This window comes from Succinivibrio dextrinosolvens (genome assembly GCF_900116345.1).
GTDB classification, from domain to species: Bacteria; Pseudomonadota; Gammaproteobacteria; order Enterobacterales; family Succinivibrionaceae; genus Succinivibrio; species Succinivibrio dextrinosolvens_B.
The window spans coordinates 44,341-70,870 of the sequence record NZ_FPAH01000010.1; the positions used below are offsets into that span (position 1 = coordinate 44,341).

Consider the following 26,530-nt stretch of genomic DNA (forward strand, 5'->3'; position numbering starts at 1 on the left):
CTCACTTTTACAAAAGACAGGAGTGAGCGATTTTTTTTGAAAAATCGCTAGAAATTCAGAGATTTTTTGTGGAAACTGAAGAGAAATCTTAGATTCTGACGAAATACTTCCGAATATCGGAAGTATTTAATTGAAGATTGAGTGGAAAAAGAAAACTGTTAATCTGAGGTCTTATCCTTCACGTAATCGACACCGTTATTGAATTTTTCCTTGGTGTAGTCAGCGCCTTTCTGAACCTTATCCTTGGACCACTCATAGCCGTCTACAGCCTTGTCCTTGGTATAGTTTGCGCCTTTTTTTACCTTGTCAGCAGTCCAGTCGTAGCCATCTGCAATCTTGTCTTTAGTGTAGTCATAGCCATCAGCTACCTTATCCTTGGTATATACGGCACCATCAGAGATCTTCTCGCCAACCTTTGCGCCTTTCTGCTGAATATTTGAACCTATTGCAGACATTTTGTCGCCAAAACTCTCGTTTGAGGAGGCATTATCTGCAGAAAATGAAGAAAAACTGCATAAAGTAGCTGCAAGAACTAATACTTTTAAAGCTTTCATATTCATCCTTACAAAAAAATAAACTACGGCAATGAGTATAGACTCGGATTATTAGCCTGAAGTTAGATAGAGTTAAACAACGTTATTCAAAAATTTGAAATATTAAGTCTGTAAAAGCACGAACGCTTCTCATGAAAATGGTTAGCATTGCGCTAACCATTGATATCAGAATACCTTAGCAAATGCCTTTCAGAGGCTATTAGTTCTCAAGGGTCTTTTTAGAATTTTCAATTTCTTCAAGTCTCTAAGTCTCTTAATATCTTCATCTGTAAGTTTCAATGCAGACTTAAAAATGGATAGAAGGTTATAGTTTTCCTGATCTTTAGGAGCCTCACTACCTTTTATTCTGTTAAGTTCTTCCTGAATAAAGACCGAAATCTGATTTACAAAATTCTCATTACCAAAAGCAGGCAGAGCTTGAGCTTTATTCATAAACTTCTGAGGGATTTCTTCCATTGCATACTTTAAACCATATCTTACAAGAGAAATATTCTCCTTTGTAAAATCCAAAGACATACCCTTACACTTTGTAATTAGATTTTTCACAAATTGTGTAATGTACTCAGGCTTAAGAGCATCTTCTTCATTATCTGTAAGTTTTGGATGATCAGGATCCTCCATATCAATTCCATATAGAATGTCTAACAGATCAGTACCTTTATCTATTTGGTATACCATGTCCATTATAAAGTTCTTCTCCAACTTCACAAGTTGATGCGCCCTCATGTAAACACCTTATATACAGTCGAAAACATTATTTAATGTTTCAAAAATTTTTAGCTACAAGTTGTAAGCAGGCATTATAGGAGTGGTGTATTTTAAAATAAACAGATATTTAAGTATCATAGTTCACAAAGCCCACATTAAAAAAAAATTAATATGAAAATTTAACAAGTTAAGAATTAAACAGAAATATCTGCACAAAGCCTGGTAAAAAAGTGTGAAATATATCAAAAAAAGGATTAGAATAAGCTCACTTATCGGCGGACCTTAGCGTTCTGCTAGGTTCTTTCTTTTAACAATCCTGAAACGAAAATATTATGAATAAATTTTCTTTCCCTTTAAAAAAGCTTTGGTTTACACATGTTATTATCCTTGTTATCAGTAACTACGCTGTTCAGATTCCTCTCGACCTGTTTGGAATTGTCACAACCGTAGGAACTTTCACCTACCCTTTTGTCTTCCTGTCTACAGATCTGACTGTCAGAATCTTTGGAAAAATCAGAGCAAGAAAGATCGTCTTTCTGGCAACAATTCCTGGTCTGATTGTGTCCTATCTGATCGGAACTCTGTTTGAACACGGTGATTTCCAGGGACTGGCAAATCTGTCACATTTTTCATACTTTGTCTTCAGAATTACCATCGCCTCACTGTCTGCCTATCTTCTAGGTCAACTGTGCGATATTCTGGTATTCCAGAGACTAAGAGAACTTAAGCTGTGGTGGCCGGCACCGGTTTCCTCTTCCATTTTAGGAAATCTGATTGATACCTATGTATTCTTCGCCATTGCCTTCTGCGGTACCAATGATGCGTTTATGGCTGAGCACTGGGTGGAGATTGCAACCTTTGACTATATGGTCAAGCTGGCAGCGAATATGATAATTTTCGTGCCTGTTTATGGTGTTGCGCTTAAGTACATCATCAGAAAAATTACTGCCGCCTAGAACTGATTTTTAATATCAATTTGTATGTACAAAAATTTTCTCATGATAAGATAGAAATCAGTTGATATATCGGAGATTTATTATGAGCGAAAAAGTTCTAAATATAGATGACAGCCAGTTTGAAGCAGAAGTATTAAATTCAGATAAGCCTGTATTTGTTGACTTCTGGGCTCAGTGGTGCGGACCTTGCAAAATGGTTGGACCAATCGTTGAAGAGCTGGCAGAGGAAATGGAAAACGTTAAGTTTGTTAAGGTTGACATCGATCAGAATCAGGAATACGCTGCCAAGTATGGTGTTATGAGTATTCCTAACATGCTGCTGTTCAAGGACGGCAATATTGTTAACCGTCAGATCGGTGCTCTTCCAAAGAATGAGCTTAAGGCTTTCATTGAAAATAACATTTAATTCTGTTTTCAAAAGAAATTGATGTAGAAAGCTTCCTCTGAAAATCACTGGAAGCTTTTTTTGATCAAACCAGACTTAAAACTCAAAATCCGGTTCCACTATTTCTCCGAAATTTCTTTTAAAGTTTCACAGGACTGGGCCCAGTCTCCCTCATTACAGGCTCTGTTGTAATAGTACAAAGCTTTTTTCAGGTCTTTGTCTACATTCTCACCATTTTCGTAGAAAGAACCTAACAGGTTACAGGCGATTCCATCTTTAAGTTCACAGCCTTTCTCGTAATAATTCAGAGCTCTTTCAAAGTCCTTCCCTACTACAAGGCCTTCTGCAAAGATATTTCCACAAAAGGTGCAGGATTCTTTTGAATTAAGTTCACAACCTTTCTGAAAAAAAGGTAAGGCCTTAGCATCATCCCCAACCACATTTGTATAGTACATTCCTATGTACTCACAGGCAGCCGATGATTTTAGATTGCATTGCGCGATCGGTAGTTCCTGATGGTCACTGTCCTCTGCAGCAGCAATAAAAGACAGAGCGCACAGTACCATTGATAAAGCTTTACAGAATATTTTTTTCATTTTTATCCTCAAACTCAACTTCAACTGTCTAAAAAATAATGCAATTTTTGCAGTAAATCAGGAAAATTTCCCCAGATTAAGTGAAAATTGACGAATTAGATATTAATATAGAATTGTAGCCATTGTTTTGTCCATTATTCGAGGTTATGCTTGCCTGAAGTAAAACAAGGACCATCGTCCGAGAGTTATGTCGAAATCTGTCACTGCTGCGATATGGGAGTGACTCTTCCGACTAATCCAGATCCGACAAAAAACTACCGCTGCCCACGCTGCGGAGCTGTACTGGTACGTGCCCGGGAATACTCTTTTCAGACAGTAGGACTCATGGCACTGTCAGCACTGATTATGCTGTTTGCCTCCGTGACACAACCTTTCATGACACTCGAACAGTTCGGCGTATCCAACAGCATGTCCCTCTATAATGTTCTGACCACTCTGCGCCTTGACTGGGGAGGGCTGCTGTACGTATTTATGGCGGTAACTCTTTTTATGCCGCTGGTTGTACTCTTTCTGGCAATCGCAGTAGGTCTGTTTGGAGTTGTTCCCTCCCTGTCTACCCTTAAGATATTCTCCTTCTCTCATCGTTACTGCATGGTAGATGTTTTTATCATGGGAGTGCTCATAAGTCTGATTAAACTGACATCTCTTGCCAATGTTTCCTTTCATTTCGGATTCTTTTCCGCCGTTATCTTTTCAGTCATGATGGCCTGGTGCTGGATGCATCTTCGACCTAATCGTCTATGGGCTCTGAAAGGTCATGGGCATTTTGAAAGTGCTGAGGCAGGAAAAACAGGAGTCGATCAGCATCTGGTAGTTTGCCGTACCTGCGGCGCACAGTATCCAGGATCAGATTCCGGAGCTGTCTGTCCTCGATGCGGACGTGTCAACTTTTACCGTAATCCTCAGGCAATACAGAAAACCTGTGCACTGCTGATTTCAGCAACTATTCTCTATCTTCCATCAAATCTTTATCCGGTCATGTATACCGACCTCCTAGGCGCAAACAACGGTTCAAACATCATTGATGGTGTAATTGCGCTGTGGAATATGAATTCACGATTTGTGGCACTGGTGATTCTGATAGCAAGTATTTTCATTCCAATCCTCAAAATCCTGATGCTGATATTTCTGGTTTATAACGTAAAAAAACCGGGGAAGAATCATCTGGAGAACAGGCTGGTGATGATTTATCGTCTTGTGGAATACATTGGAAAATGGTCAATGATAGATGTTTTTGTGGTAATTATTATGTCCTCTGTTGTTAGAATTGGAGGGCTTATAACCATTAACCCGGGATTTGCCATAGTGGCATTCTGTGCAGTGGTTATTTTAACTTTAATTTCAGCTGAACAGTTTGATTCAAGAATGATCTGGGACAGAAGGGGGAATTGTGAACAACAGTAACGAAATGGCGAAGGCTAATACGCTCCGTCGAATTTCATTTGCATGGATAATTCCTCTTCTGGCACTGATCGTTACAGCTATTATGCTTTGGGATAACACTTTAAACAAAGGTCCTGAGGTAGAACTGATAGTTACTTCCGCTGATGGAATAGAGGCGGGTAAAACACTGGTTAAATTCCGCTCGGTTAATGTCGGTCGAGTTGAAACCGTGGAAATTGAAGAAGATCTCAAATCAGTACGACTTGGACTCAGAATGAATCCAAATACAGAAGCGCTGCTTCTGGAAGATTCCAAGTTCTGGGTAGTAAAACCTCGTATCGATACAAACTCAATATCAGGACTTGATACTCTGCTGGGAGGTTCATATATTCAGATTTCACTTGGAAGCTCCGATAAGAGTGCTAACAGGTTTATTGCCGAAGAACATCCGCCGGTCAACCCTTATAATGAAGACGGTGTAACCGTAAATCTTATCTCAAATGGCAAAGAGAGTATTCCTGAAGGTACTGTAGTTGAATATAAGGGGGTTGAGGTAGGTAATGTAGCCACCTCAAAACTTGATCCGAAAACCGATACTTTCGAGTATCAGCTTTTTATCCGTAAACCTTATGACATACTGCTTAAAGGAAATATCTCTTTCTGGAATGACGCAGGTATTGATCTGAAGATTGACGGTTCCGGTGTGAATCTGAGTACAAAATCTTTATTAAGCCTGCTTCAGGGAACAATTACCTTTGAAGGAATGGGCTATCGTAATGCAGATGAGCCACTTGATCTGAAGAAAACATACAGACTCTACGAAAATCGTGAATCTGCAGAAAACGAAATGCTCAAAAGCTATCCTAAATTCCTTATAAATCTGGGGCACGACGCCGGAGCCCTTAAGGCAGGAAGTGATATCTTCTACCGTGGAGTACCGGTTGGCAAGGTAATTGAGGTGCCATGGCTCTGCAATGAAGTTGATGTAATTACACCTGAAGATGATATATATGCCCTTGTATCCTTTTATACCTATAGTGAGCGTAATGAAGAGGTATCAATGAATTTCTTTACAGAGTACCTCGATAAGAATGAAGTTTGTGCCTCTACCTACAGTGCATCGATACTCTCAGGAAATAACGCCATAAATCTGGAAATAGGCAGTAATGAAAAATGTATTGCAAAAGAAGTTGATGTCGATGGAATCCGTGTAATTCCTATGGTCGGTGGTGGAGGTGGTTCCCCTCAGAGACTGATGAATGAGATCCTTGCCGAGCTTAAGGGAATGAAACTTGATAAGACCAGCACTGAGCTTAGAAAAACCATGGTTGAATTGCAGAAGACCCTGCACCATATGTCCAATACTCTTGATAGCGTAAACCAGCAGCAGCTGGTAAAAGAGCTTACCAAAACTGTTAAGCAGTTTGAAAAAACTATGGCAGGATTTGATGAACAGGGTAAGATTTATAAAGATATGAGCCAGCTGGTGGTACAGCTGAATCAGGCCCTAAAAGATCTTAAACCTGCGGTTAAGGATGTAGGACAGAAACCTAATTCAATAATTTTCAGCGATACTACCGGCGATCCTGTACCTGGACGTCGTTAAATTGGAGATAAAAAATGAAATCACGAATTCTGACAGGACTGGTATTATGCGCTGCGATTCTTGGAGGTTGTTCTAGCGGTGATACCCCATCGCAGATCAGATACTCGATGGTGCAGGATCTGAAGCCGGAAATGATGTCCGGTTCTGAAAAAATTAATATGCAGTTAAATCCTGTCTTAGATGGAGGAGGAATCGTTCTGCAGGTCAGTGATCACAGCCTGAGGGAAGCCCGTTTTCACCGCTGGGCAGAACCTCTGAATGAACAGCTTGAGGCCCTGGTAAGCAATACTATAAGTCAGGAGAATTTCCGTCTCAAAGATCAGTCTCTCGATGTGTATGTAGCACGTTTTCAGGGAAGCGAGGCTGGAAAGATTTATGTGAGCGCCTCTTTCTCATTGATAAATTCAAAGGGACAGATCATTAAGACCGTCAGCCGTCAGATTGAAACTGAGCAGCAGACTGCAGGCTATGATGCACTGGTTGCAGCTCTGCGCTCAGGCTTTGACAGGATTTGCCATGAGGCAATTGCAGAGCTGAAAGAAAAAAAGTAAAAACCAAACAGACAGATTAACCGAAAAGTCCGAACAGTTTATGCTTTCTCTGATAGAAAGGTTTGCCGTTTTCCGCGGCATTCCTTCCAAAATCATCGTTGTAAGGCACAATATCAATATACATGTTGCTTGGAAGATAAGCTCTTGCAGCATCAGCAAGGCCTGAGAAGATTTTCTGCTTATCTCCGGCAAAATCCACCACCAGAAGATAACTCTGTTCCTCGTCTCGGATCATCAGTTTCAGCCATATTGACTTGATTTCCTTAACTTTTTTGGAATACTCGGTAAGGGCTTTTACCATTGCATCCGGATAAATCTTAGGATCGCCAAGCAGAACATGAGTGTCCTCCTTTACTGTGATTTCGGAATGACCTTTTTCAACAATGTCCTTTCGCTGTTTCATATACTGGATATTGCCGTTTGAGAATACAAGATTATGGCTGAAAGGATTGATGACAATACCTGCACCGCTGTCCTTAACCATTGCATAGTAGTCATCAAAGGACATGATCAGCGTTTTGATGTACTCATTTTTGAATCTGTCGCCCTTACGCAACTCTTTCCAGTCTGTAAAGGCTGGGAAAAATACCTGATTATCCTCTGAAGTAAACTGGACAAATGAGATTTTTGAATCTTCCTTGAAGTACTTCTGACCGTTCTTTTCAACGATTGTATTATCGTCAACCTTAATTACGGAAAGCAGATGGGAGTTAAGAGCAAATTCCTGAGCAATATAATCCAGCAGATTGTTTCTTTTTTCCTCGTTGTCGGCACGGTTATATTCGTTGAGCAGTTTTGATAATTCTGGATTTTCTACCGGTTTGTTTACATCGATATTCATAACGGTAAGCCTTTTTGTATTTATTCTGATGATTTCAATTGAGTTCTGACTATAACTTGATCTGAGCATACAGTACCGCTATAGGATTATAAGATCATTAGAAACTGTAAAGAGAATGATCAAAAATATGGAAATACGCTCATCTATCTCATTTAAATCGTGATTTTCCCAAATACATCTTGAAAGGAAACCTTATAGTGTCTATGATGTTTGCAGCTATATTTGACATTATTTAGGACAAAAATGAGTACCAACATTCTTTTACTATGTGGCGGAGACGGTTCCGAACACGATATTTCACTTCTAAGCGCAAAATTCATTGAAGAACAGTTAAAAAAGACTCCTGAATTCTCAGTAACCAAAGCAGTAATTCACAATCACAAGTTTATCGTTGACGAAAACAAATACGGAATTTTCCTAGGCGACAATATCTTCTCAGTTGACGGAAAAGATATAAAGATTGACTGTGTAGTACCTTGCATCCACGGTATTCCAGGAGAGACCGGTGATATCCAGTCCTTCCTTGAGATCCACAATATTCCTTATATCGGCTGCAAGGCTGAAGCAAGCCGCTACTGCTTCAACAAAATAACCACCAAGCTGTATCTTGATGCGCTGGGTATTCCAAATTCTCCTTATGCCATCATTCCATTACAGAATGATAAGTATAAGCAGGATGCTTTAGCCTTCTTTGATAAGTATCAGGATATTTATGTTAAGGCTGCAAGTCAGGGTTCATCAGTTGGATGCTACCATGTAACCAAACGTGATGACGTATGGGACTGCATTGCTGAGGCATTCCAGTTCAGCTCAGAGGTTATTTTAGAGAAGAACATCATTCACCGTGAACTCGAGGTTGCCGCCTACGAAATTAACGGAGAACTGAAGCTGTCACGTCCAGGTGAGATTATTATTCCTGACAACAAGTTCTATACCTTTGATGAGAAGTACTCAAAGGATTCAGGCACCATTACCACTGTAACCCCAGATAATCTCTCTGAAGAGGATATCAGAACCATTCAGGATATGGCACGCCGAGCCTTCATTGGTCTGAAGCTGCGTGATCTTTCAAGAATCGATTTCTTCCTGTCAAAGGAGGATGGTATTCTGATCAACGAGATCAACACCTTCCCAGGAGCAACTCCAATTTCAATGTTCCCTAAGATGCTTGAGCACAACGGTGACATTATGTCTGACTTCCTTGCAAAAGCTGTAAAAAAGGCTATTGCAGAGAATAGGTAGAAGACAGGAAAGAAAAACAGTAAAAAACAAAACCCCCGGTTTTAGTATGAAAAAATCGGGGGTTTTCAATGAAGGACTTAAGCTGTTAGCCGCGTTTCATCACATCGAAGAAATCGTTGTTGGTCTTGGTCATTGACAGCTTGTCGATTAGGAACTCCATAGCTTCGATTTCGCCCATTGGATGCAGGAACTTTCTTAGGATCCACATCTTCTGCAGCTCATCAGGAGTAGTAATAAGCTCTTCACGTCTGGTACCTGAACGGGTAACATCGATTGCAGGATATACACGCTTCTCGGCAATCTTACGTGACAGGTGAAGTTCCATATTACCGGTACCCTTGAATTCCTCGTAAATAACTTCATCCATCTTTGAACCGGTATCAATCAGAGCAGTTGCAATGATTGTCAAAGAACCGCCTTCCTCAACGTTACGTGCAGCACCGAACAGACGCTTTGGCTTCTGCAGAGCATTAGCGTCAACACCACCGGTTAGAACCTTGCCTGATGAAGGAACTACAGTGTTGTACGCACGGGCCAGACGGGTGATGGAGTCCATAAGAATAACCACGTCATTCTTGTGCTCAACCAGTCTCTTAGCCTTTTCGATAACCATTTCAGCAACCTGAACGTGACGTGTTGCAGGCTCATCGAAAGTTGATGCAACTACTTCGCCCTTAACATTGCGAACCATTTCGGTAACTTCTTCTGGACGCTCGTCAATCAGAAGAACAATCAGGGTACACTCTGGGTACTTGGTTGAAATTGAGTGGGCAATATTCTGAAGCAGCATAGTCTTACCAGCTTTTGGAGGAGCCACAATCAGACCACGCTGACCTTTACCTACAGGAGCAACAAGATCGATAACTCTTGCAGTCAGGTCTTCCTTTGAACCGTTACCAAGCTCTAGCTGCATTCTGTCCTGAGCGAACAGAGGGGTAAGGTTCTCAAATAAAATCTTGTGACGAGAATTTTCAGGATCGTCGTTGTTTACGGAATCTACCTTCAGTAGAGCGAAATACTTTTCGCCGTCCTTTGGAGGTCTAATCTTACCGGCAATTGAGTCGCCTGTTCTAAGGTTGAATCTTCTAACCTGACTTGGTGATACATAGATATCATCAGGTCCTGCAAGATATGAAGAATCAGCACTTCTTAAGAAACCAAATCCGTCAGGAAGAATTTCAATTACACCTTCGCCGAAAATGTCTTCACCGTTTTTTGATGAGGCTTTTAATAGCTGGAAGATAATTTCTTTCTTACTTAGGCGGGCAACGTTCTCGATTCCATTCTGCTCACACATCTGAACGAGCTGAGCAACAGGAGTGTTTTTTAATTCGGTTAGATTCATATAAGTAAATTACAATCATGTTCTGCATGGGGAATGCAGGAAAGGATCTCTTAATTATTAAGTTAAAAGGAATTTTTTCCGTGTTAGGCCGTAATATCTAGGCCTAGGTGATAACGTTGGACTCAACGTTAGGCGTATCATAACACAGTTTTTTTCAAAGTTTGCAAATTTTTTTCGATATTTATGCCATTTGTTCCTTTGTGTTACAAATGGGAGATAGGAGGGATCTGCAGAAAAAAAATTATCCTATACTAAGAATATCCGTTTAATATTTTATACAGAGCTAATGAGAATGAAGCTTTACAGATATTTAGCACTTTCATTTCTTACTGCGGCGTTATGCCTGCCGGTAGCCAGTGTTCAGGCAAAAACGGTTATTGAAGTTGCTCATACCCATAAGGAAACACATCCGGATCATCTTGCCATGCTTGCCTTCAAGGACTATGTTGAAAAGCATGCTGGCAATGACTATGAAGTGCAGATTTATCCAGATAATAAGGCAGGTTCGAATGAACAGGTAATTGAGCTGCTAAGATCTGGATCCGTTCAATTTATGGTTATTTCTACTTCAAATCTTGAGCAATACAATAAAAAATATGCCCTGTTCTCTATTCCATACCTGTTCTCATCAGAAGAGAACTATGAAAAGTTCATTACCGATCCAGCCGTACTGGAGGACCTGGGAGCAAAAAATGAAGAGGACGGTTTTACTCCCCTTTCAGCCTTCACATCCGGTTCCAGAAGCTTCTACGCTAAAAGTCCAATCAATACCCCAGAGGATTTGAAAGGAAAAACCTTCCGTGTACAAACCGGACGAACCAACAGGGAGATGATGAGCTTTTTTGATTCTAATTACGTGACCATCAGCTTCGGTGAAGTTTATAGCGCCCTGGAAAAAGGACTGATTGACGGCGCCGAGAACAATGAGCTTGCTCTGGTTGAACAGAAACACGGTGAATTCTGTAAATACTACAGTTATGATCACCATCAGATGGTTCCAGATCTTCTGGTGGGTTCATCCGTATTTCTATACTCTATTCCTCATAAGGATTTTGATATTTTCAAACAAGCTGCGATAGAAGCCCAGAAAGTTGAATTCAGTCTATGGAAGGAGAAAATTCAGCAGGCCAAAAAGAAAGCTCAGCAGATGGGAGTCAAGTTCAAAGAGGTTAATGTGGATGACTTCAGAAATACTGTTTCAGCTGTACATGAGCATATTCTGAAATCAAGACCGGAGATAAAGGAGCTTTATGATAAAGCTATAGCTTTAGATTCAGGTAAAGCTGCGAAAAAATAGCGCCACGCCATTTACAGCTTAGGCTATAATTAGAGAGTTCATAAATAACCGATTGAAATATCGGTTATTTTTTGGGATTTCCGCGAATCACACAAACTCTGTTTACAGGATTTTTTCTATGAATTTCAACGCAGTACATCATATTGCCATTATCGGTCGAGACTATCAAAAATCCAGACACTTCTACGTTGATCTGCTGGGATTTAAGGTTATCAGAGAAAACCACCGTGAAGACAGAAATGACTGGAAGATTGATCTTGCCTGCGGAGATATCGAAATCGAATTATTCATCAAGGAAGATGCACCAGAGAGAAACAGCGGTCCCGAAAGTGCTGGCCTCAGACACCTTGCCTTTAGAGTTGAAAGTGTGGAGGAAACAGTAAAGGAGCTGAACCGTCTTGGAATTGAAACTGAACCGGTAAGAGAAGACACCTTTACTCATAAAAAAATGACATTCTTCCGTGATCCGGACAATCTGCCACTCGAAATTCACGAGTAGCAGACACAATCTTTGAGGAGGTTAATAGTAGGAATAGCCTTTAACCGCCTCAATCATTAAAGGAACATCCTGCTTGCCTTTGTACTCACGAACCAGATCACGCAAGAATGAGCTGGCACCTGTAGGTTCTGAGTTACCGAACATGCTTCTGACCTGAGCATAGCTGATAAACAGAGCTTTCTTGGCTCGGGTTACACCAACATAGGCAAGTCGGCGCTCCTCGGCCAGAGATTTATCTGAATAGGCAGAAAGTCTTGATGGCAGAATATCCTTTTCAAAACCGACCAGGAATACATACTTGAACTCAAGGCCCTTTGAGGCGTGCATAGTCATCAGATTAACCGCATCCCCAACATTGGAGGTACCGCCCTCCTCATTAAGCTCACCGGTTGAAACCAGAGTAATGTTGGACAGATAGGTTAAGAGCGGATCTTCCTTCCTTTCTGCCTGACTATCAGCGGCAGTACCCTCAGGAGCACTTTCATCAGGGACATCTGAGGCAGCAGAGGCTGAGGATTCAAATTCCTTGATATTGGTAATCAGCATACCCAGGTTGGCATAACGGGAGTGTTCCTCATTATCCTTGCCATCCTTGAAGTCTTTTTCCTGATAGTACTTATAAAGACCTGTACTTCTGAGCATCTCATCGGCAAAGGCAGATAGATTCATATTCTGTCGCTTCTCATTAAGTGACTTGAAAAGCTCATAGAATACAGAAACCTTTTTATAAAGACCGCTTAAGGTCTTATCCACATTTCCTGAATTCACATGAGCATCCAGAAGACGTATTGCCTTGATTAAAGAGCAGTTTCTCTCTGTGGCAATAGTTCTCAGGCTTTCCACAACCTTAGGTCCGATCTTTCGTGAAGGGGTATTGATAATTCTGAGTAAGGCAGTATCGTCATCCTCATTCACCAGAATTCTCATATAGGCAATGGCATCGAGGATCTCGGCACGCTCGAAGAATTTCTGACCACCGTAAATCACAAAAGGAATATGCTTTCTTAGAAGGTTCTGCTCAAAATCCAGAGACAGATAGTTGTTACGGTAAAGGATAGCGATGTCCCTGTAATCCACCCCTTCATCATGCAGAGAGGCAATACGGTCGGTAACAGTAGCGGATTCCACCTTGTTGTTGGCACAGTTTAGAATCTTAACCTTATCACCATCACCGAAATTTCCCTTTAACACCTTCTCCATCAGACGGTCACTGTTAAAGCCGATAATGGTGTTGGCAACATCCAGAATCTTCTGGGTGGAACGATAGTTTAGAGCTAAAAGCACCTGTTTGACATCAGTAAAGTCTTCTAAAAACTTTCTCATGTTGCCGACATCCGCACCTCTCCATCCGTAGATGGACTGATCATCATCTCCAACCACCAGCACATGAGCATCGGGACCTGCAATCAGACGCAGGAAGCGGTACTGAATTGAGTTGGTATCCTGAAACTCGTCCACCAGAATCTCTTTGAAGCGACGGTGCTGAAGTTCTCGGATTTCACGATTGTTCTCAAGAAGTTCAACAGTGCGTAAAAGCAGCTCACTGAAATCAACGGAGTTTTCCTGATTGCAGACTTTCTCGTAGACGGTATAGACACGGCTGGTAATCTTCACATGGTCAGGAGACTTTACTGAGACCATCTTGCTGTATGCCAGTGCACGGATGCCGTTTTCCTTCTGCTTACTGATGTTGGAGGCTATATCTGAAGGCTTGAACTCCTTTGTATCAATATTCATATCCTTCATCAGTCGCTTAACCAGAGATACCTGACTGTCAGTATCTAAAATGGTAAAGCCAGGGACCAGTCCTGCGTACTGGGCATAGGCACGAAGCAGTCTTAAACAGATGGAATGGAAGGTATTGGCCCACAGGGAGGTCTGTACCGAGTTACCAACCATTACCCCCAGTCTCTCACGCATCTCGGTTGCAGCCTTGTTGGTAAAGGTTACAGCCATGATATTACGAGGAGCAATATGGTAGTGTCTTATAAGCCAGGCGATTCTTGAAACCAGAACTCTGGTTTTACCGGTTCCGGCACCTGCAATAATCAGCATATTGCGAAGTTCAGCAGAAACCGCCTCATGCTGTGATTCATTTAAACCTTCAAGGATCTTGTCTGACTGAGGATCTTCATCCAGAGCATCCTCAGATAGGCCGTTGTTTAGCTCGTAAAGTGAATTGTCTTGCATATTTAAAGTAAGTCTTTAAGTTCCAGAACATTGTCCAGAAGAATATTTGGCAGCACCTTCAGCTGCTTCTCATCAGGTGAAATACCGGTATAACCTTTGTATACCCAGGCGCATTTACAGCCAGCCTGTACGGCACCATAGACATCAGTGAAAGGATCATCACCGATATGCAGTATTTCATCTATTTTAACATTTTTATATTTAGCGCATTCTTCGAACATATCTGCATAGGGTTTTCTGCGCAGGCCTCCTACGGAAGGACGGATATCGCGCTCAAAGTAGCTGTCCAGACCGATTTTAGATGGCTTGAGATTTCCGTTTGAAACCGCAATCATAGGATATTTCTGTCTAAGACCAGCTAGCATATCATAGATATCCTGATGAACAAATCCGGAGGAGCGATGCTCAACAAAAAGATCAACGAGCTCTTTAGCATCATCAAGACCGTTCTTTAACGGAATCTTAAGACGCTTAAAAGCCTCCACCAGACTTACCTCGCGCAGCAGAGTCACATCATCGGCAAGAGCTGGATTGTCATGCAGAACTTCTGCTTTAACCTGTGACCAGTAGTCATACTTAAGACAGGCTCCGCCTAAACCGTAGGTGTCACAGAGGTACTGGGTAAACCAGGCCTCTGCTTTTCGAAGTACTGTTTCACAGTCATAAAGAGTATTATCTAAATCAAAGGAAAGGACTTTTATCTTACTAAGATCAATCTGTTTTAAAAATTTCAATTCTTTTTCCTGGATGCTAATGGATGAGACTTATTATATACGGCTTTTAGATGTTCAAAATCCAGATGAGTATAAATCTGTGTTGCCGCAAGACTTGCATGTCCCAGCATTTCCTGTACCGAACGCAGATCAGCTCCGCCCTGCAGCAGCTCTGTGGCAAAGGAATGTCTGAGCTTATGAGGATTCAGATGGGCACTGACACTGGCTTTATCGCAAAGTTTCATCAGATTCTGCTCCACACCTCGAGTAGTCAATCTGCGCCCAAAACGGTTTAAAAACAGAGCCGGCTCTTTTGGCTCAAAACTTTCACGAATCAGAAGATAGTCACTTATCTTTGAGATGGCGCTGTCGTTTACAGGAACCACACGCTGCTTGCCACCCTTGCCCAGAACTTTTACCTCCTGGACGAATTCATCGTAGTCCTCCAGATCAAGACCGACCAGCTCGGAGACACGCAGACCGGAGGAGAACAGCAGTTCAACAATGGCCAGATCACGTCTTTCGTATATGGTTTCAGGCTTTAAAGACAGAATCGCATCTATCTCCGTCAATGAGAGGATCTTGGGCAGATGTCTTTTGATCTTAGGGGCTTTTATCAGTGAAAAAGGATTATCGGGAATTTCTTCTATGGATACAAGAAATTTAAAAAAGGAGCTTAAGGCATAAAGATCGTGGGCAACAGAGTTGTTGTTAAGCTTGTTCAGATCAGAGCCAAAATTTAATTCTCTCTGAATTACTCGCATCTGCTCAAGTTTAACGTCTTTCCAGTCTTTGAGATCGGAGAATTCCCTTTCCAGAACTTCAAGCGCTTTAAACAGAACCCGCTGATAAGAGTCGATAGTATGCTGACTTGCCCGTTTTTCAAAACGAAGCTTATCTAAATACCTGACAATCAGATCTTTTAACATATAAGCAAATCAGAAACAGTAGCGTAAACAGGGAACAATCTTCAATATTATTATTCAAAAGTATGACTTCTTTTTTTTAATCAGGCAACCCAAAATGCAAATTGATTTAAGGTCAACACAGAAATTATCTGAAGTGTGATCTACTCATAGAATCTCACCTTATTACATCAAAGAGAGCGGTATGAAATATTCTATAATTTTAAAATACGACTTCAAGTCACATTTTATAATTTTTATAACTACATTTAAATAACATTTCCTTTATAATTAAAAAAAAAAGGAGTAAGTATGAGTTTAACTCAGGCAAAATTATTATTTTCCGACATGACAAAAACCCTGAAAATTGGTGAAGGTACCTTTAATGATCAGGGTATGTGCCGCATTGTACTAAAAGACGAATGGATGCCACCTATTAATTTCTGTTACCTGGACAGTACTGACGAAATTCTGATTTTTTCTGCAATTGGAATCATTGAAGGAAAAAAAGAACCTGAAGTATTCAAAGCTCTTTTTTACAGACAATTCCTTTTTGATAAGAGTAACAGCATTACCTATGCTCTTGCTCCAGATAACAATGCGTTAACAGCACAGGTGAAACTTCATGTTTCAGTATTGACCGTAGATGATTTTGCTGATGCTGTAGAAAAATTTGCCAATGAAGTAGCTTACCTTAGAGTTACTTATTTCAGTAAAGACGACAATGTTACAGATTCAGGCTATCAGCAGGATGTACTTGATATTGCTTCAGGACTAATGGGATAACCCACTTAACAATAATTTTTGAGGTGTGAGGGGAAAAGGAGTTCGATATGTCAGATCCAGTTTCAAGAAATAACGTATCCAACAATGGCAACCAGTATTACAATTCAAATCAGATTGACGACGATGACTTCCAAATAAGTGGAAATCCTAATGAGACTGTAAAAGTCCAAAACCAGGAAAACGAGGACGATTTTGTAGTCAATGTCTCGCCAAAAGGGAATGAAAGCAAGAAGGCTAATTTAAGTAACGCGTTTGTAGTCGACAAATTCAATCTGCCTGAAAAGACAGCAAGTACCCTTAAAAACATCAGAGTTCCAAAACCATCAAGTGGATTCTTCAATAAAATTGGAAGAATGATTCTTAAAGTAGTTAACTTCTTTAAGGGAGTATCTGATTCTTCAACACTTTCCACTCCTCAGAAAATAGATGAATTGCGAGGCATAAAGGTTCAGAGTAAGCTGCCTGAACCATCCCAGCCAAATGGAAAACCTTATTCCATGACCACAGAACAGCTTGCTAGACTGGCAGGACTGGGAGCTAATACCAAAATAGAGCCATTTTCAGAAATTGGTACAAATTTCAGGAACATCAATCATGTACTGTTCGGTGACAACGGCATGCCAAAACTAAGTGACATTAAGCAGGATCCGGAATTTCAGGACTGCTGGTTCCTGTCAGCAATTACCTCTATTCTAAGTACACAGGGAACTGACGCCATTTTCAGACTGTTTGACATAAGTGAAACTCCAAATCATGTTCTTGTAAGACTTGGAGAAAATACCTATGACGTACCTCTGGGCAGAATCAAGGATGGAAATGGAAATAAGTTCGGTAGTAACAGTGCCAACTGGGTTGTGGCTCTAGAGAATGCAATGCTTATGCATTTAGGCGTTGAATATTCAAATACAAACGCCCAAAATGTAACTGCAAAAGACCTTAAGATGGCCTATCGTTCTGCCGGAGATGGACTTACAGCATTATTGGGCTGTTCTTTTAAGCATCGAATTGATCATAGATCCCTGCATATGTCCAGCAATGAGGTTCTGGACCTTATCAAGGATAATCTTTCAAAACATAAACCAGTTGTTATCGGACATTCTTCTAAAGCAACAGCTCTTTCTGATGGTATTTCTCCAGGACACGCTGTGACTGTTCTTGATATAGAGAACAATAACAAGGTTGTTGTGCTTGATCCTTACGGAGAAGTTAAAAAAGTTCCGGTATCTTCATTAAAGAACTATTCCGTTTATCAGGTTACTGACTTCGCCGAACACCAGGATATTGTTAATGGAAGAAATATCATAAAGGATGAAGACATCCCTGAAGACAAAGATGAAAATGATTTCTAATCACAGAAAGGGAACTCGGATTTTCAAGGTTTTCATGACTGAAGATTAAAGAAGATCCGAGTTTAGTTCGTCCTGCGCTTCTACAATAATCCCGTTTGCAATTTTTTCCTTTCTTAGGTGGAAAAGAGGACAATTAGTACAAGAGAAAGTATCTGATTAGACTACAAAGGTACCGTCATACACACGGGAAATCTCGGAGACAGTCATAAAGACAGGCTCCTTTCCGCCCTTCCATTCAATATGAGCAGTACCACCAGGCATTTTTACCTTTACAGGAGAACTAAGTTTTCCTGAGGTAATACCGCTGACACAGGAAGCACAGGCACAGGTACCGTTGGCAAGGGTAACTCCGCAACCGCGCTCAAAGATATTAAGCGAAATTTCATGCTCTGATTCGACTTTTACAAAGCTTACATTCACTTTCTCTGGGAATTTCTCGTCGGATTCGACCTCTTTGCCATATTTTTCAAGCGGAATTCTATTCAGATCATCCACAAAGAAAACAGCGTGAGGATTACCCATGGAAACAACGCTGTGAGACAGTTCAACACCGTCTTTGAATTTGAAAGGATAAGTATCGGAAGTATGCAGGGAGGCAAAAGGAATATCCTCAGGTGCAAAGGATGGTACACCGACATTCACGCATACCGAGCCATCCTCGTTAAGCTTTACCTGCAGAAGTCTTGAGGCTGAACTTACCTGAAGATCATTTTTTGCAGTAAGCTTGTGTTCGATTACGAAATGAATAAAGCAGGCAGCAGCATTAGCGCCTATCTGAACCTCGGTTCCGTCGGAGTTGAAGATCCTGAAATGAAAATCCACCTCAGGATCAAAAGGAGGTTCAACCAGAATCAGCTGATCAAATCCAATTCCAAAATGTCTGTCAGCAAGCTTTCTTATAAGTTCAGGAGAGAAAAACGCTTTCTGAGTAATGGCGTCAACAAACATAAAGTCGTTGCCGCAGCACTGCATTTTGGAAAATTTGAAAATCATGCTAATCCTTTATTATTCTGGAATAATCTCATCCTTCCAGATGTCCTCAAAAGCCTGTCTCTTCTTGATTAGAGCAGTCTTTTCACCATCAACCATAACCTCTGCGCACAGACGGCGGGTATTGTAGGTGGAGGCCATTGAAGAGCCGTAGGCACCGGCACCTCTTACCACCAGGATATCTCCGTTTTTGACACTAAGTGAACGCTCTTTGCCTAAAAAATCGTCGCTCTCACAGATAGGGCCTACGATATCTGATTTAACAGCAGCAATATCTGAATGCTTGGTTGCATTTACGATAGTCATTTTAGCGCCATATAGTGCAGGACGTATCATATCATTCATTGCAGTATCTGTTATCACAAAATGCTTATCACCATTATCCTTCTGGTATAAAACCTTGGCAAGAAGCACTGCGGCATTGGCAACCATGGCACGGCCAGGCTCAATATAAAGAGCAACATCAAGTCCCTCAAGCTTCTTTAAGATTGGAGCCAGATACTCCTCTGGGCTTGGTGGAGTTTCGTTATCATAGATAACACCTAAACCGCCGCCGATATCAATGTGATCAACCTTAATTCCTGCAGCCACTAACTTATTATATAGGGAAATAAGTTTATCTGAAGCTTCTATTATAGGATCAACCGAAGTCATCTGTGAACCGATATGACAGTCGATACCAGAAACCTTAAGACATGGTTCCTGAGCCATTTTCTTATATAAATCAAAGGCCAGCTCTTCACTCACACCAAACTTGTTGTTCTTCAGACCGGTTGAAATTGAAGGATGGGTCTTGGCGTCAACACCAGGATTCACTCTCAGAGCAACCGGAGCCACAACATTGAGCCTTCTGGCAACCCTGATTACGGTATCAATCTCCTCTGGAGATTCGATATTCAGGCAGTTAATCTTCTGGGAAAGAGCAAACTCAATTTCACTCTCGCTCTTGCCAACACCTGAGAAAACGACTTTTGAAGGATCACCGCCGGCAGCGATAACACGGCGCAGCTCACCTTCTGAAACAATATCAAAACCAGCACCAAGCTTGGCCATAAGATTGAGGACTGCCAGATTTGAGCAGGCTTTAACAGCAAAGCAGACCAGATGATTCCGACTTTTCAGAGCCTCCTCAAAAGCAACCATATGTTTTGAAAGGGTAGCTTTTGAATATACATAAAGAGGGGTACCATACTGTGAAGCGATATCGGTAATCTTTACAGATTCCGCATACAAATCTGAATCTTTAAAGCCAAAGAAATCCATTTTACAAATCCATAATTCAAACAAACGTGTCAGAAGACACCGGAAGGTTAACTACCGCTTTGAATTCTAGTAGTGCACGCTCTGAGGATCAGAGGCATCAGTCTTATTATTCTCTTGAGTACCAAGCTGTTGCTCTCCATCTGCCTTTTGGGTCTGAGTCTGAGGATCTTTCTCTATATAAAGAGGGCCTTTAATGCCACAGCCATATAGAAAAAGAGTTGCAACGGTAAGAGACAGTAATGCAATAAATTTATTCAATTTGATTAACCTATTTAATTTAGAGTTATGAAAAATATTTCATACTTTCCTTGAAAGTATATCCAAAATGATCCAATTTGGCACTATTTATTGGAAATTGTGAACGGATGGATCGATTTTTGATCATTTCCCAGTACAAAATACTGAGGAAGATTGAAATTCAGGGTTGATTTAGTCGAATTCGACTCAGACTGAGAGGTGTAGTAGCGGTTAATGGAGTTTACCAGCGCAGCACGGGAACCATTGAACCCGTAGAAGATCTTAACCTCGTTTCGCTCGTTAACGATGTAGATTTTCCAGCCCTCATCCTCTCTGGCAAAGAAATACTGCATAATGCCGATGGTGGCATGATGTTCAACGGTAGCAGGAACCTGCAGAGCATACTCAGGTCTCATACCGAAACGGGAAAGAATAGTTACATCGTCATCTGAGGCACGGAACATGCTTCTTCTGATAATTGAAACATCATTATCATCGTCGTTGGCTCGAGCCTCGTAGGTGTTGTGTGAAACATTGAACACATAGGTTGACTCGTAATCGCTATAGCAGCCTAATATACCCTTGATGGTGGATTCAAGATCATAGCGGATCAGATCACCGTGCTCTTCTGAATAGCTGCAGATCTTCAGTACATCATCCAGATCAATATTGTCATGAGCGGCATCTGTCAGGGAACTTATATGCAGGATTGAAGCTAATAGTTCCACTACGCCAAGCTCTCCGTCAGAATAGGTGTGACAGGTAAGCTCTCCCCAGGTATTTAAAGTAATAACATCAATAGAGCCGATTAGACACATCTTCTGTCGACCGCAGGAGAGGGTATCACCCAGTTCAAGATCAGAGTTTGAAATCATGAAATTTCTGGTGATATCATTTTCAAAGTTAATCACCACCATGGATTTAACCATATCTCGAGCCTTTCTTAAGTCATCCTCTCTGATCTGTATCTTCTTAGAGAAGAAGAAGCGGTTGATGTCATCAGCCAGTCTTTTGATTTTCTTGAAATCCACAGATGAATTTCTGCCAGAGACATAGACTTTGGTACGGCTTGTCAGCACTTTGTTTGTTGTAAGCCAGGCAACCATTTCCACTGCGCGAGGGGCAATATACACCACCCTTGTGGATAAAAGATCAATGTTGTCTATAGCACAAGGATAAACATGCCAGCCATGTATGCAGACCGTATTTTCAGAAGGCAGAATTAAAGAGAGAGTCTCCTCTTCCATATAGTTCCTGACTTCACTGTAGGACTGCATGATTTTGCCCGGATACTTATCAATTGAGGCATAGATTTTTCTTGAAAGAACGCCGGCATCATCGGATGTAATGGCATATTCAATTCCATGAAAAACAGAGAATCGCAGAAGCGCCTTGTAGCTTTTTAAGAGAGATTCCAAAAGCTGATTCTGGAAATTTTTGATAGATACCAGATTAAAATTCTTCTTTGCAGAGAGCTTTTCAATATAGGAAGCAGACCAGTCCCACAAAGAAGCCACTCTTCGCATCAGAGTCCTGCGTTTGTTGAGAAGCTTACTCTGAGGCTGACCGTCAATCGCATCAAGCAGCTTTAAATAGAAGCATTTTCTTACTAGCTCAAGACGAGCCTTATCCCCTATTTTAGAAAGATATTTAGATACCTTTTTATATAAAAGGTAATAAGAATCATGTCCCAGACCGAAGGTTCTACTTGAAATGACAGAGGTCTTAAGATCCATTGACATCAGAATAGTATTCGGATATTCCGAGGCATATGCCTCCATCAGAATAATCTTTAAAAGCGCCTTGAGAGGATGGTCGATTCCCTTGTAAACCAGCCACATGCCAGATCCGAAGTATTCAACCGGAGAACATTTTGCAACAGAGCCGAAGTCAAACCACTGATCCTTTATAAGCCACTCAAGCTTGTAGAATTCATCAACTTCCTGTGCATAATCTCTGAGCTCATCCTCTACAGATATCATATACCAGACAATATAACGTCCGCAGATTCGAAAAGACGATCTATAGAACTCATCCAAAAGGAACAGAGACTGGGCAGAACCGCAGTCCTCGGTATCCATGGCCCCGTGCTCACCGCTTATAAAGCGGTTTTCTGCCGTAACAAAGAGGTTAACGTCTGCGCCCAATGCCTTGCAGAAAGAGGAAATAAATCTGCACTTTTCTGCCAGAAGGTTCATCTCGAAATGAGGGAGATCCTTACTTACGCATACCCAGATATCCAGATCGGATTTCTGTCCCTGAGCAATAGAAGAGGTACTGCCCATGGCATAAAGGCCGTAAACCGGCCAGAAAGGTTCAATCTTTTCGTCCGGATCGATGCCTCTTTCCTGAAGATACTTACGCTGGAAGTCATTAGGAGAGAACATGTCGATACCGAAAGGTACGCCATTTTTTCTGTAGCCGGGAATTGCAGGATGATTGTAGTGAATAAGAATAGGAACCAGATCAAGCACCTCATTTACATTCTTGGTCATGATCTGACGGGCAATAGCGAAACGGCCTCTGTTAAAGGAACTCACCTTTGAAAATCTTTTTTCAAATTGAGCTTTATCCATATTTAAAGCTATGCCCCTTAGAAAGTTTTTACTACAAATCTACGCGTAATCTAATTTTAGCAAAATATAGTATGAAATCACTCAAAAAAGTGATCAATGGCTACTTGTCAAAGTATAAAATCTTGCTTATTCATATAAATAGAATATATACATGGTATCATAAAAGATACAATTCTTTTGCTTAGAATAGAGATAAAGCATATGTCTAACGATCACAAGGCAAACATAAAAGGAACATCTGTCAATAAGGCAGATGAAGCTAAAAAAGGAGCTGTATCAGACAATCGTGATAAACTGGTACAGGCAAGATTAAACAGAGAAGTTGACGCTACCCTCAATCAGGCAAAGATTCTGTTAGACTCAGAACCAAAAAACAAAACTACCCCTAAAACCGAGAAAACCATAACAGAACGCAAGCATACATTTGACGGCAGCAGAACCTCTGAATCCACCGCAGGAAGTACTGACAGTAAAAACAACAGCTTCAGTCAGCACCGAATCACTTCAAATATTTCCTCTGACAGCCATAATGAAAACAAAGAAACAGCGAAAGCCGAAGCTGTCAAGCCAGTAATAAAGCCTGAAGTACAGAAAAAAGAAGAAGAGCCTTTACACATGAATGATGAAAAGCCACAGCAGGTTGTACCTGCCACTGAATATGACAGATTACTGCCACAGGTATCATCACTAAAATCCAGAGTAAATCTGCTGACCTTTGCACTGATTCTTGTTATCGGAGCTGCAGCCTATGGAGCCTACTACCTTGATCAGCAGAAATACAGCAATATCATGGAGATACAGCAGCAGGTTCAGCAGTCCAGTGCCAGTGTAAGTGCAACCGAGGACAAGATTAATGATCTCTTCAATCAGATCAAGGCAAAGGATGAAAGAGTAAGCAACCTTCTTAAGGCTAATGATGAACTGAAGAATCAGAACAATATATTAAAGAGCCAGCAGGAAACACTGCAGAAATCAGTTGAAAAGGCAACAAAACAGACTGAGGCTGTTAACATCCGCCTCAATAATTATGAGGACAGAAATCCTAATGACTGGCTGGTGGCAAAAAGCTACTTCCTGGTATCAAATGCGCAGAATATTTTAAGCTTCAGTGACAATATTGAAGGCGTGCTACTAAATCTGTCTCAGGCTGACACGCTTCTGGTCAAGATTGACGAGCCAGCCATCAACCAGATTAGAGAGGCCATCAGCAAGGATATCCTTTCTTTAAAGAAGATTGAGCATGTTGATTCCAGAGGCATTCTCTACAGACTGGACAGTGTCTACAACAATGTTGACCACATGCCTTTAAATGAATTCCTAACCGAGGCTCAGAAAAAGGCATCCTACAAGAAAACCGACCAGACAACTGATAATATCAGTGACTGGAAAGAGAATCTTCTGACAAGTCTCAAGGAGTTCTCCTCCCGATTTGTTGAAGTCAGAAGACGCAGTGACGGTGTGGTTAACCAGTATCTGTCACCTGAACAGTCCGCAATTCTGCTGCAGAATATCAAGACAGAAATACTTTTAGCCAAGATTGCCTTGTTCAACAAGGATCAGGAAAGCTTTGCCCACAATCTTGATGAAATCAAAAAGCATATTTCAGCCTACTACGATATCAACAACAGCGACGTCACAACAAATCTTGAGGTAATTGATGAAATATCCAAGATAAACATTGCTAGCGGCAAACCAGATCAGCTTACAAGCGTACCGCTGTTCAACGCCCATGCTCAGAACAGATTCAATCTGTACAAAAACCAGAAGCCAAAACAGAATGAAAAAGATGTGAAGAGCAAAGCGTCTCCTTCAGTTCAGGAAACTGCACCTGAAGTAAAAACAGACACAAAGACTGAATCTGCAGATATCAAGAAAAACGGTACCAGAAAGAATTCAGCAGAGGCTGCAAAAGCAAACGGCAAAACTGATAACAAGGAAGGCGTCTGATGATTAAAATTCTGCTCTTAATCCTGTTTACCTGTGTTGCTGTCTTTGTAGGACCAATGCTTGCAGATACCCAGGGCTTTGTGCACATCGTCTTTGGCGACAGAATCATTGAGACTTCAGTAAATACCGCAATTGTAATTTACGTGCTGTCAATTCTGCTGCTCTTTGTGCTGTACATTATCCTCAAGAAGATTCTGAATATCCCTTCACGTATCAAGGAAGGCTTTAAAAACAGAGCTTTCAACAAGAAACTCTCTGCTCAGGACGAGGCTTTTATCGACTTCAGTCAGGGACAGTTTGAGCAGAGTCTGGGACTTTTAAAGCACTCAAGTTCACTGAAGAAAATGAGTGAGAAGTCCCTTTTAGTAGCAGCCCAGTCAGCCTTTGCCCTTGAGCTTTATGATTTCACCCGCAAAGCTCTGGATGAAGCTCAGAGCCGCGGCAGACAGGCAAAGCTTGCAGCCGATATTCTAAGAGCCAAGCTTAACCTTGATATCGGTAATTCCAAGGCAGCCTTGGAATACCTTGACGGAATGAATGGAGCAATCAAGAACAAGTACATCTGTCAGCTTTATCTGAAGTGCTACCTCTCAACAGAAGACTACAAAAAGATCCTGGATAACAGCAAGGAATTCATAAAACAGAAGGCCCTGACTAAAGAGCAGGTTAGAGAGTATTACATCAAATATATTGAAAAAGAGATCAGGGAAGCCGATTCCAAAGAAAAACTCGAGGAGATTTACAGGGAGCTCAGCCGTGAAGACAAGAGAAACTCAAGGATCATGGGAGCTATCATCTATAAGTTCCTTAAGTACGGGAATGTTGAAAAGGCAAATTCTCTTGCTCTGGATCTGATGAAAGAAGAACTTGATCCCGCCTTTGTGGAGTCAATCGCCAGCTGGGAGGTTGCAGTTCCTGATGTACTGATTTTCCTCAAGAAATACGCCTCAAAGAATGTTATTTCCACTCAGGTTAACCTGCCTCTGCTGAAGGCCATGGGTAATCTGGAGTTCAGAGCCGGTCTGATGACTGATGCGCTGGATGACTATAAGAAGGCTCTGGCTATCGAACCTAGCACCGATATCTATATCAGAATCGGTACCATTCTGACCAATCTTGAAAAGGTTAAAGAAGCTACTGATTTCTTCAGAAAGGCCAATGCTCTCATCTACGAGGATAAGGCTCTGACCTTGAAGAAGTAACAGAACCATTCTACATTTCACATGGCGATCGGATGATCGCCATTTTTATTTTTCTTGTCAGATATTCTCACGAATACTTATAGCTTTTTACTATAACCAAATATAAAAAAATAGAATTAGCGTCGATAAAAACCGAGTGATAGTATTATCTTACAGATTATAAATGACAGGAGATTGTTATGAAAAAAGTTACACGGATTTACAAAACTGTACTAGCAGTTTTGTCCAATGCAGATACATCCTCATATGTTTATGCAAATCCTTTCTCAACCTCTTCAATGTGTACCTGTCACAGTTGCACCCTCATGTGCATGTAAATCATTTTTAAATCTATCTTCTAGATTTACCTTTTTCAAAGTTTAACCAGTTTATTTTTTTACTAAGATTTTTAGATCATAGGAAGACTATT

General features: G+C 41.1%; 24 protein-coding genes. 12 read left to right on the forward strand and 12 right to left on the reverse strand.

Annotated elements, in window-relative coordinates; genetic code table 11:
* Positions 1-158 precede the first annotated feature (158 nt).
* Together BM308_RS04890 and BM308_RS04895 are read right to left on the reverse strand one after the other, a co-directional pair.
* Positions 159-554 (reverse strand): hypothetical protein, encoded by a 396-nt coding sequence (locus BM308_RS04890; protein WP_074943303.1) that lies wholly within the window; start codon positions 552-554, stop codon positions 159-161.
* A gap of 189 nt (positions 555-743) precedes the next feature.
* On the reverse strand, positions 744-1,238 hold the full coding sequence (locus BM308_RS04895) for a hypothetical protein (RefSeq protein WP_143098566.1): 495 nt from the start codon (positions 1,236-1,238) through the stop codon (positions 744-746).
* 356 nt (positions 1,239-1,594) lie between these two features.
* Here BM308_RS04895 and BM308_RS04900 point away from each other — a divergent pair, with 356 nt between their 5' ends.
* Together BM308_RS04900 and trxA are read left to right on the forward strand one after the other, a co-directional pair.
* Positions 1,595-2,218 carry a 7-cyano-7-deazaguanine/7-aminomethyl-7-deazaguanine transporter gene (locus tag BM308_RS04900; protein ID WP_074943307.1) on the forward strand — a complete coding sequence of 208 codons (624 nt, stop codon included), beginning with the start codon at positions 1,595-1,597 and terminating at the stop codon, positions 2,216-2,218.
* Between the two features lie 82 nt (positions 2,219-2,300).
* On the forward strand, positions 2,301-2,624 hold the full coding sequence (gene trxA / locus BM308_RS04905; protein ID WP_074943309.1) for a thioredoxin: 324 nt from the start codon (positions 2,301-2,303) through the stop codon (positions 2,622-2,624).
* Positions 2,625-2,722: 98 nt separating this feature from the next.
* Here trxA and BM308_RS04910 read toward each other — a convergent pair whose 3' ends face one another.
* Positions 2,723-3,199: a tetratricopeptide repeat protein gene (locus tag BM308_RS04910; RefSeq protein ID WP_083425449.1), complete on the reverse strand. Its 477-nt coding sequence runs from the start codon at positions 3,197-3,199 to the stop codon at positions 2,723-2,725.
* 150 nt (positions 3,200-3,349) lie between these two features.
* Here BM308_RS04910 and BM308_RS04915 point away from each other — a divergent pair, with 150 nt between their 5' ends.
* Genes BM308_RS04915 through BM308_RS04925 form a run of 3 tightly spaced genes read left to right on the forward strand, consistent with a single transcriptional unit; the run spans position 3,350 to position 6,739 of the window.
* A complete protein-coding gene (locus BM308_RS04915) occupies positions 3,350-4,603 on the forward strand; it encodes a paraquat-inducible protein A (protein WP_143098567.1) in 1,254 nt (417 codons plus the stop codon).
* A complete protein-coding gene (locus tag BM308_RS04920; RefSeq protein WP_074943313.1) occupies positions 4,590-6,188 on the forward strand; it encodes a PqiB family protein in 1,599 nt (532 codons plus the stop codon). The genes BM308_RS04915 and BM308_RS04920 overlap by 14 nt, the downstream gene beginning before the upstream one ends.
* 14 nt (positions 6,189-6,202) lie before the next feature.
* Entirely contained in the window at positions 6,203-6,739 is a 537-nt protein-coding gene (locus BM308_RS04925) for a PqiC family protein (protein ID WP_074943315.1), read from the forward strand.
* Positions 6,740-6,755: 16 nt separating this feature from the next.
* Here BM308_RS04925 and BM308_RS04930 read toward each other — a convergent pair whose 3' ends face one another.
* Entirely contained in the window at positions 6,756-7,649 is an 894-nt protein-coding gene (locus tag BM308_RS04930; RefSeq protein WP_074943317.1) for an enhanced serine sensitivity protein SseB, read from the reverse strand.
* A 174-nt stretch (positions 7,650-7,823) separates the two neighbouring features.
* Here BM308_RS04930 and BM308_RS04935 point away from each other — a divergent pair, with 174 nt between their 5' ends.
* Entirely contained in the window at positions 7,824-8,822 is a 999-nt protein-coding gene (locus BM308_RS04935) for a D-alanine--D-alanine ligase (protein WP_074943319.1), read from the forward strand.
* Between the two features lie 85 nt (positions 8,823-8,907).
* Here BM308_RS04935 and rho read toward each other — a convergent pair whose 3' ends face one another.
* Entirely contained in the window at positions 8,908-10,167 is a 1,260-nt protein-coding gene (gene rho, locus BM308_RS04940) for a transcription termination factor Rho (RefSeq protein ID WP_074943321.1), read from the reverse strand.
* 292 nt (positions 10,168-10,459) lie between these two features.
* Here rho and dctP point away from each other — a divergent pair, with 292 nt between their 5' ends.
* Positions 10,460-11,464: a TRAP transporter substrate-binding protein DctP gene (gene dctP, locus BM308_RS04945; protein ID WP_177214415.1), complete on the forward strand. Its 1,005-nt coding sequence runs from the start codon at positions 10,460-10,462 to the stop codon at positions 11,462-11,464.
* 118 nt (positions 11,465-11,582) lie between these two features.
* Positions 11,583-11,963, forward strand: a complete 381-nt coding sequence (gloA2, locus tag BM308_RS04950) for an SMU1112c/YaeR family gloxylase I-like metalloprotein (protein WP_074943325.1) — start codon at positions 11,583-11,585, stop codon at positions 11,961-11,963.
* A gap of 21 nt (positions 11,964-11,984) precedes the next feature.
* On the opposite strand, the gene BM308_RS04955 is transcribed toward gloA2, so the two are convergent.
* Genes BM308_RS04955 through BM308_RS04965 form a run of 3 tightly spaced genes read right to left on the reverse strand, consistent with a single transcriptional unit; the run spans position 11,985 to position 15,795 of the window.
* Complete coding sequence (locus BM308_RS04955; RefSeq protein WP_074943327.1) at positions 11,985-14,153, reverse strand: ATP-dependent helicase; 2,169 nt, start codon at positions 14,151-14,153, stop codon at positions 11,985-11,987.
* Between the two features lie 2 nt (positions 14,154-14,155).
* Positions 14,156-14,887, reverse strand: a complete 732-nt coding sequence (locus tag BM308_RS04960) for an HAD-IA family hydrolase (RefSeq protein WP_074943329.1) — start codon at positions 14,885-14,887, stop codon at positions 14,156-14,158.
* Complete coding sequence (locus BM308_RS04965) at positions 14,884-15,795, reverse strand: tyrosine recombinase XerC (protein WP_074943331.1); 912 nt, start codon at positions 15,793-15,795, stop codon at positions 14,884-14,886. The genes BM308_RS04960 and BM308_RS04965 overlap by 4 nt, the downstream gene beginning before the upstream one ends.
* 288 nt (positions 15,796-16,083) lie before the next feature.
* On the opposite strand from BM308_RS04965, the gene BM308_RS04970 reads away from it, so the two are divergent.
* Together BM308_RS04970 and BM308_RS04975 are read left to right on the forward strand one after the other, a co-directional pair.
* A complete protein-coding gene (locus BM308_RS04970) occupies positions 16,084-16,557 on the forward strand; it encodes a type III secretion system chaperone (RefSeq protein WP_074943333.1) in 474 nt (157 codons plus the stop codon).
* A gap of 47 nt (positions 16,558-16,604) precedes the next feature.
* Positions 16,605-17,906 (forward strand): hypothetical protein, encoded by a 1,302-nt coding sequence (locus BM308_RS04975; RefSeq protein WP_074943335.1) that lies wholly within the window; start codon positions 16,605-16,607, stop codon positions 17,904-17,906.
* 156 nt (positions 17,907-18,062) lie between these two features.
* On the opposite strand, the gene dapF is transcribed toward BM308_RS04975, so the two are convergent.
* The 4 genes from dapF to BM308_RS04995 all read right to left on the reverse strand — a co-directional run bounded on the left by dapF (position 18,063) and on the right by BM308_RS04995 (position 22,972).
* Complete coding sequence (gene dapF, locus BM308_RS04980; RefSeq protein WP_074943337.1) at positions 18,063-18,899, reverse strand: diaminopimelate epimerase; 837 nt, start codon at positions 18,897-18,899, stop codon at positions 18,063-18,065.
* 12 nt (positions 18,900-18,911) lie between these two features.
* A complete protein-coding gene (lysA, locus tag BM308_RS04985) occupies positions 18,912-20,159 on the reverse strand; it encodes a diaminopimelate decarboxylase (protein WP_074943340.1) in 1,248 nt (415 codons plus the stop codon).
* Between the two features lie 66 nt (positions 20,160-20,225).
* The gene (gene lptM / locus BM308_RS04990; RefSeq protein WP_074943342.1) at positions 20,226-20,417 is read right to left on the reverse strand and encodes an LPS translocon maturation chaperone LptM; all 192 of its coding nucleotides are present in this window, start codon (positions 20,415-20,417) and stop codon (positions 20,226-20,228) included.
* 83 nt (positions 20,418-20,500) lie between these two features.
* A complete protein-coding gene (locus BM308_RS04995) occupies positions 20,501-22,972 on the reverse strand; it encodes a class I adenylate cyclase (RefSeq protein WP_074943343.1) in 2,472 nt (823 codons plus the stop codon).
* 201 nt (positions 22,973-23,173) lie between these two features.
* On the opposite strand from BM308_RS04995, the gene BM308_RS05000 reads away from it, so the two are divergent.
* Both BM308_RS05000 and BM308_RS05005 read left to right on the forward strand, forming a co-directional pair.
* A complete protein-coding gene (locus BM308_RS05000; protein WP_074943345.1) occupies positions 23,174-24,919 on the forward strand; it encodes a uroporphyrinogen-III C-methyltransferase in 1,746 nt (581 codons plus the stop codon).
* Positions 24,919-26,121 (forward strand): heme biosynthesis HemY N-terminal domain-containing protein, encoded by a 1,203-nt coding sequence (locus BM308_RS05005; protein WP_074943346.1) that lies wholly within the window; start codon positions 24,919-24,921, stop codon positions 26,119-26,121. The genes BM308_RS05000 and BM308_RS05005 overlap by 1 nt, the downstream gene beginning before the upstream one ends.
* Positions 26,122-26,530: the final 409 nt, after the last annotated feature.

Coding starts and splice junctions, on each gene's coding strand:
- BM308_RS04890 (WP_074943303.1), bottom strand. CDS start 554: ATGAAAGCTTTAAAAGTATTAGTTCTTGCAGCTACTTTATGCAGTTTT.
- BM308_RS04895 (WP_143098566.1), bottom strand. CDS start 1,238: ATGGACATGGTATACCAAATAGATAAAGGTACTGATCTGTTAGACATT.
- BM308_RS04900 (WP_074943307.1), top strand. CDS start 1,595: ATGAATAAATTTTCTTTCCCTTTAAAAAAGCTTTGGTTTACACATGTT.
- trxA (WP_074943309.1), top strand. CDS start 2,301: ATGAGCGAAAAAGTTCTAAATATAGATGACAGCCAGTTTGAAGCAGAA.
- BM308_RS04910 (WP_083425449.1), bottom strand. CDS start 3,199: ATGAAAAAAATATTCTGTAAAGCTTTATCAATGGTACTGTGCGCTCTG.
- BM308_RS04925 (WP_074943315.1), top strand. CDS start 6,203: ATGAAATCACGAATTCTGACAGGACTGGTATTATGCGCTGCGATTCTT.
- BM308_RS04930 (WP_074943317.1), bottom strand. CDS start 7,649: ATGCTCAGATCAAGTTATAGTCAGAACTCAATTGAAATCATCAGAATA.
- BM308_RS04935 (WP_074943319.1), top strand. CDS start 7,824: ATGAGTACCAACATTCTTTTACTATGTGGCGGAGACGGTTCCGAACAC.
- rho (WP_074943321.1), bottom strand. CDS start 10,167: ATGAATCTAACCGAATTAAAAAACACTCCTGTTGCTCAGCTCGTTCAG.
- dctP (WP_177214415.1), top strand. CDS start 10,460: ATGAAGCTTTACAGATATTTAGCACTTTCATTTCTTACTGCGGCGTTA.
- gloA2 (WP_074943325.1), top strand. CDS start 11,583: ATGAATTTCAACGCAGTACATCATATTGCCATTATCGGTCGAGACTAT.
- BM308_RS04955 (WP_074943327.1), bottom strand. CDS start 14,153: ATGCAAGACAATTCACTTTACGAGCTAAACAACGGCCTATCTGAGGAT.
- BM308_RS04965 (WP_074943331.1), bottom strand. CDS start 15,795: ATGTTAAAAGATCTGATTGTCAGGTATTTAGATAAGCTTCGTTTTGAA.
- BM308_RS04970 (WP_074943333.1), top strand. CDS start 16,084: ATGAGTTTAACTCAGGCAAAATTATTATTTTCCGACATGACAAAAACC.
- BM308_RS04975 (WP_074943335.1), top strand. CDS start 16,605: ATGTCAGATCCAGTTTCAAGAAATAACGTATCCAACAATGGCAACCAG.
- dapF (WP_074943337.1), bottom strand. CDS start 18,899: ATGATTTTCAAATTTTCCAAAATGCAGTGCTGCGGCAACGACTTTATG.
- lysA (WP_074943340.1), bottom strand. CDS start 20,159: ATGGATTTCTTTGGCTTTAAAGATTCAGATTTGTATGCGGAATCTGTA.
- BM308_RS04995 (WP_074943343.1), bottom strand. CDS start 22,972: ATGGATAAAGCTCAATTTGAAAAAAGATTTTCAAAGGTGAGTTCCTTT.
- BM308_RS05000 (WP_074943345.1), top strand. CDS start 23,174: ATGTCTAACGATCACAAGGCAAACATAAAAGGAACATCTGTCAATAAG.
- BM308_RS05005 (WP_074943346.1), top strand. CDS start 24,919: ATGATTAAAATTCTGCTCTTAATCCTGTTTACCTGTGTTGCTGTCTTT.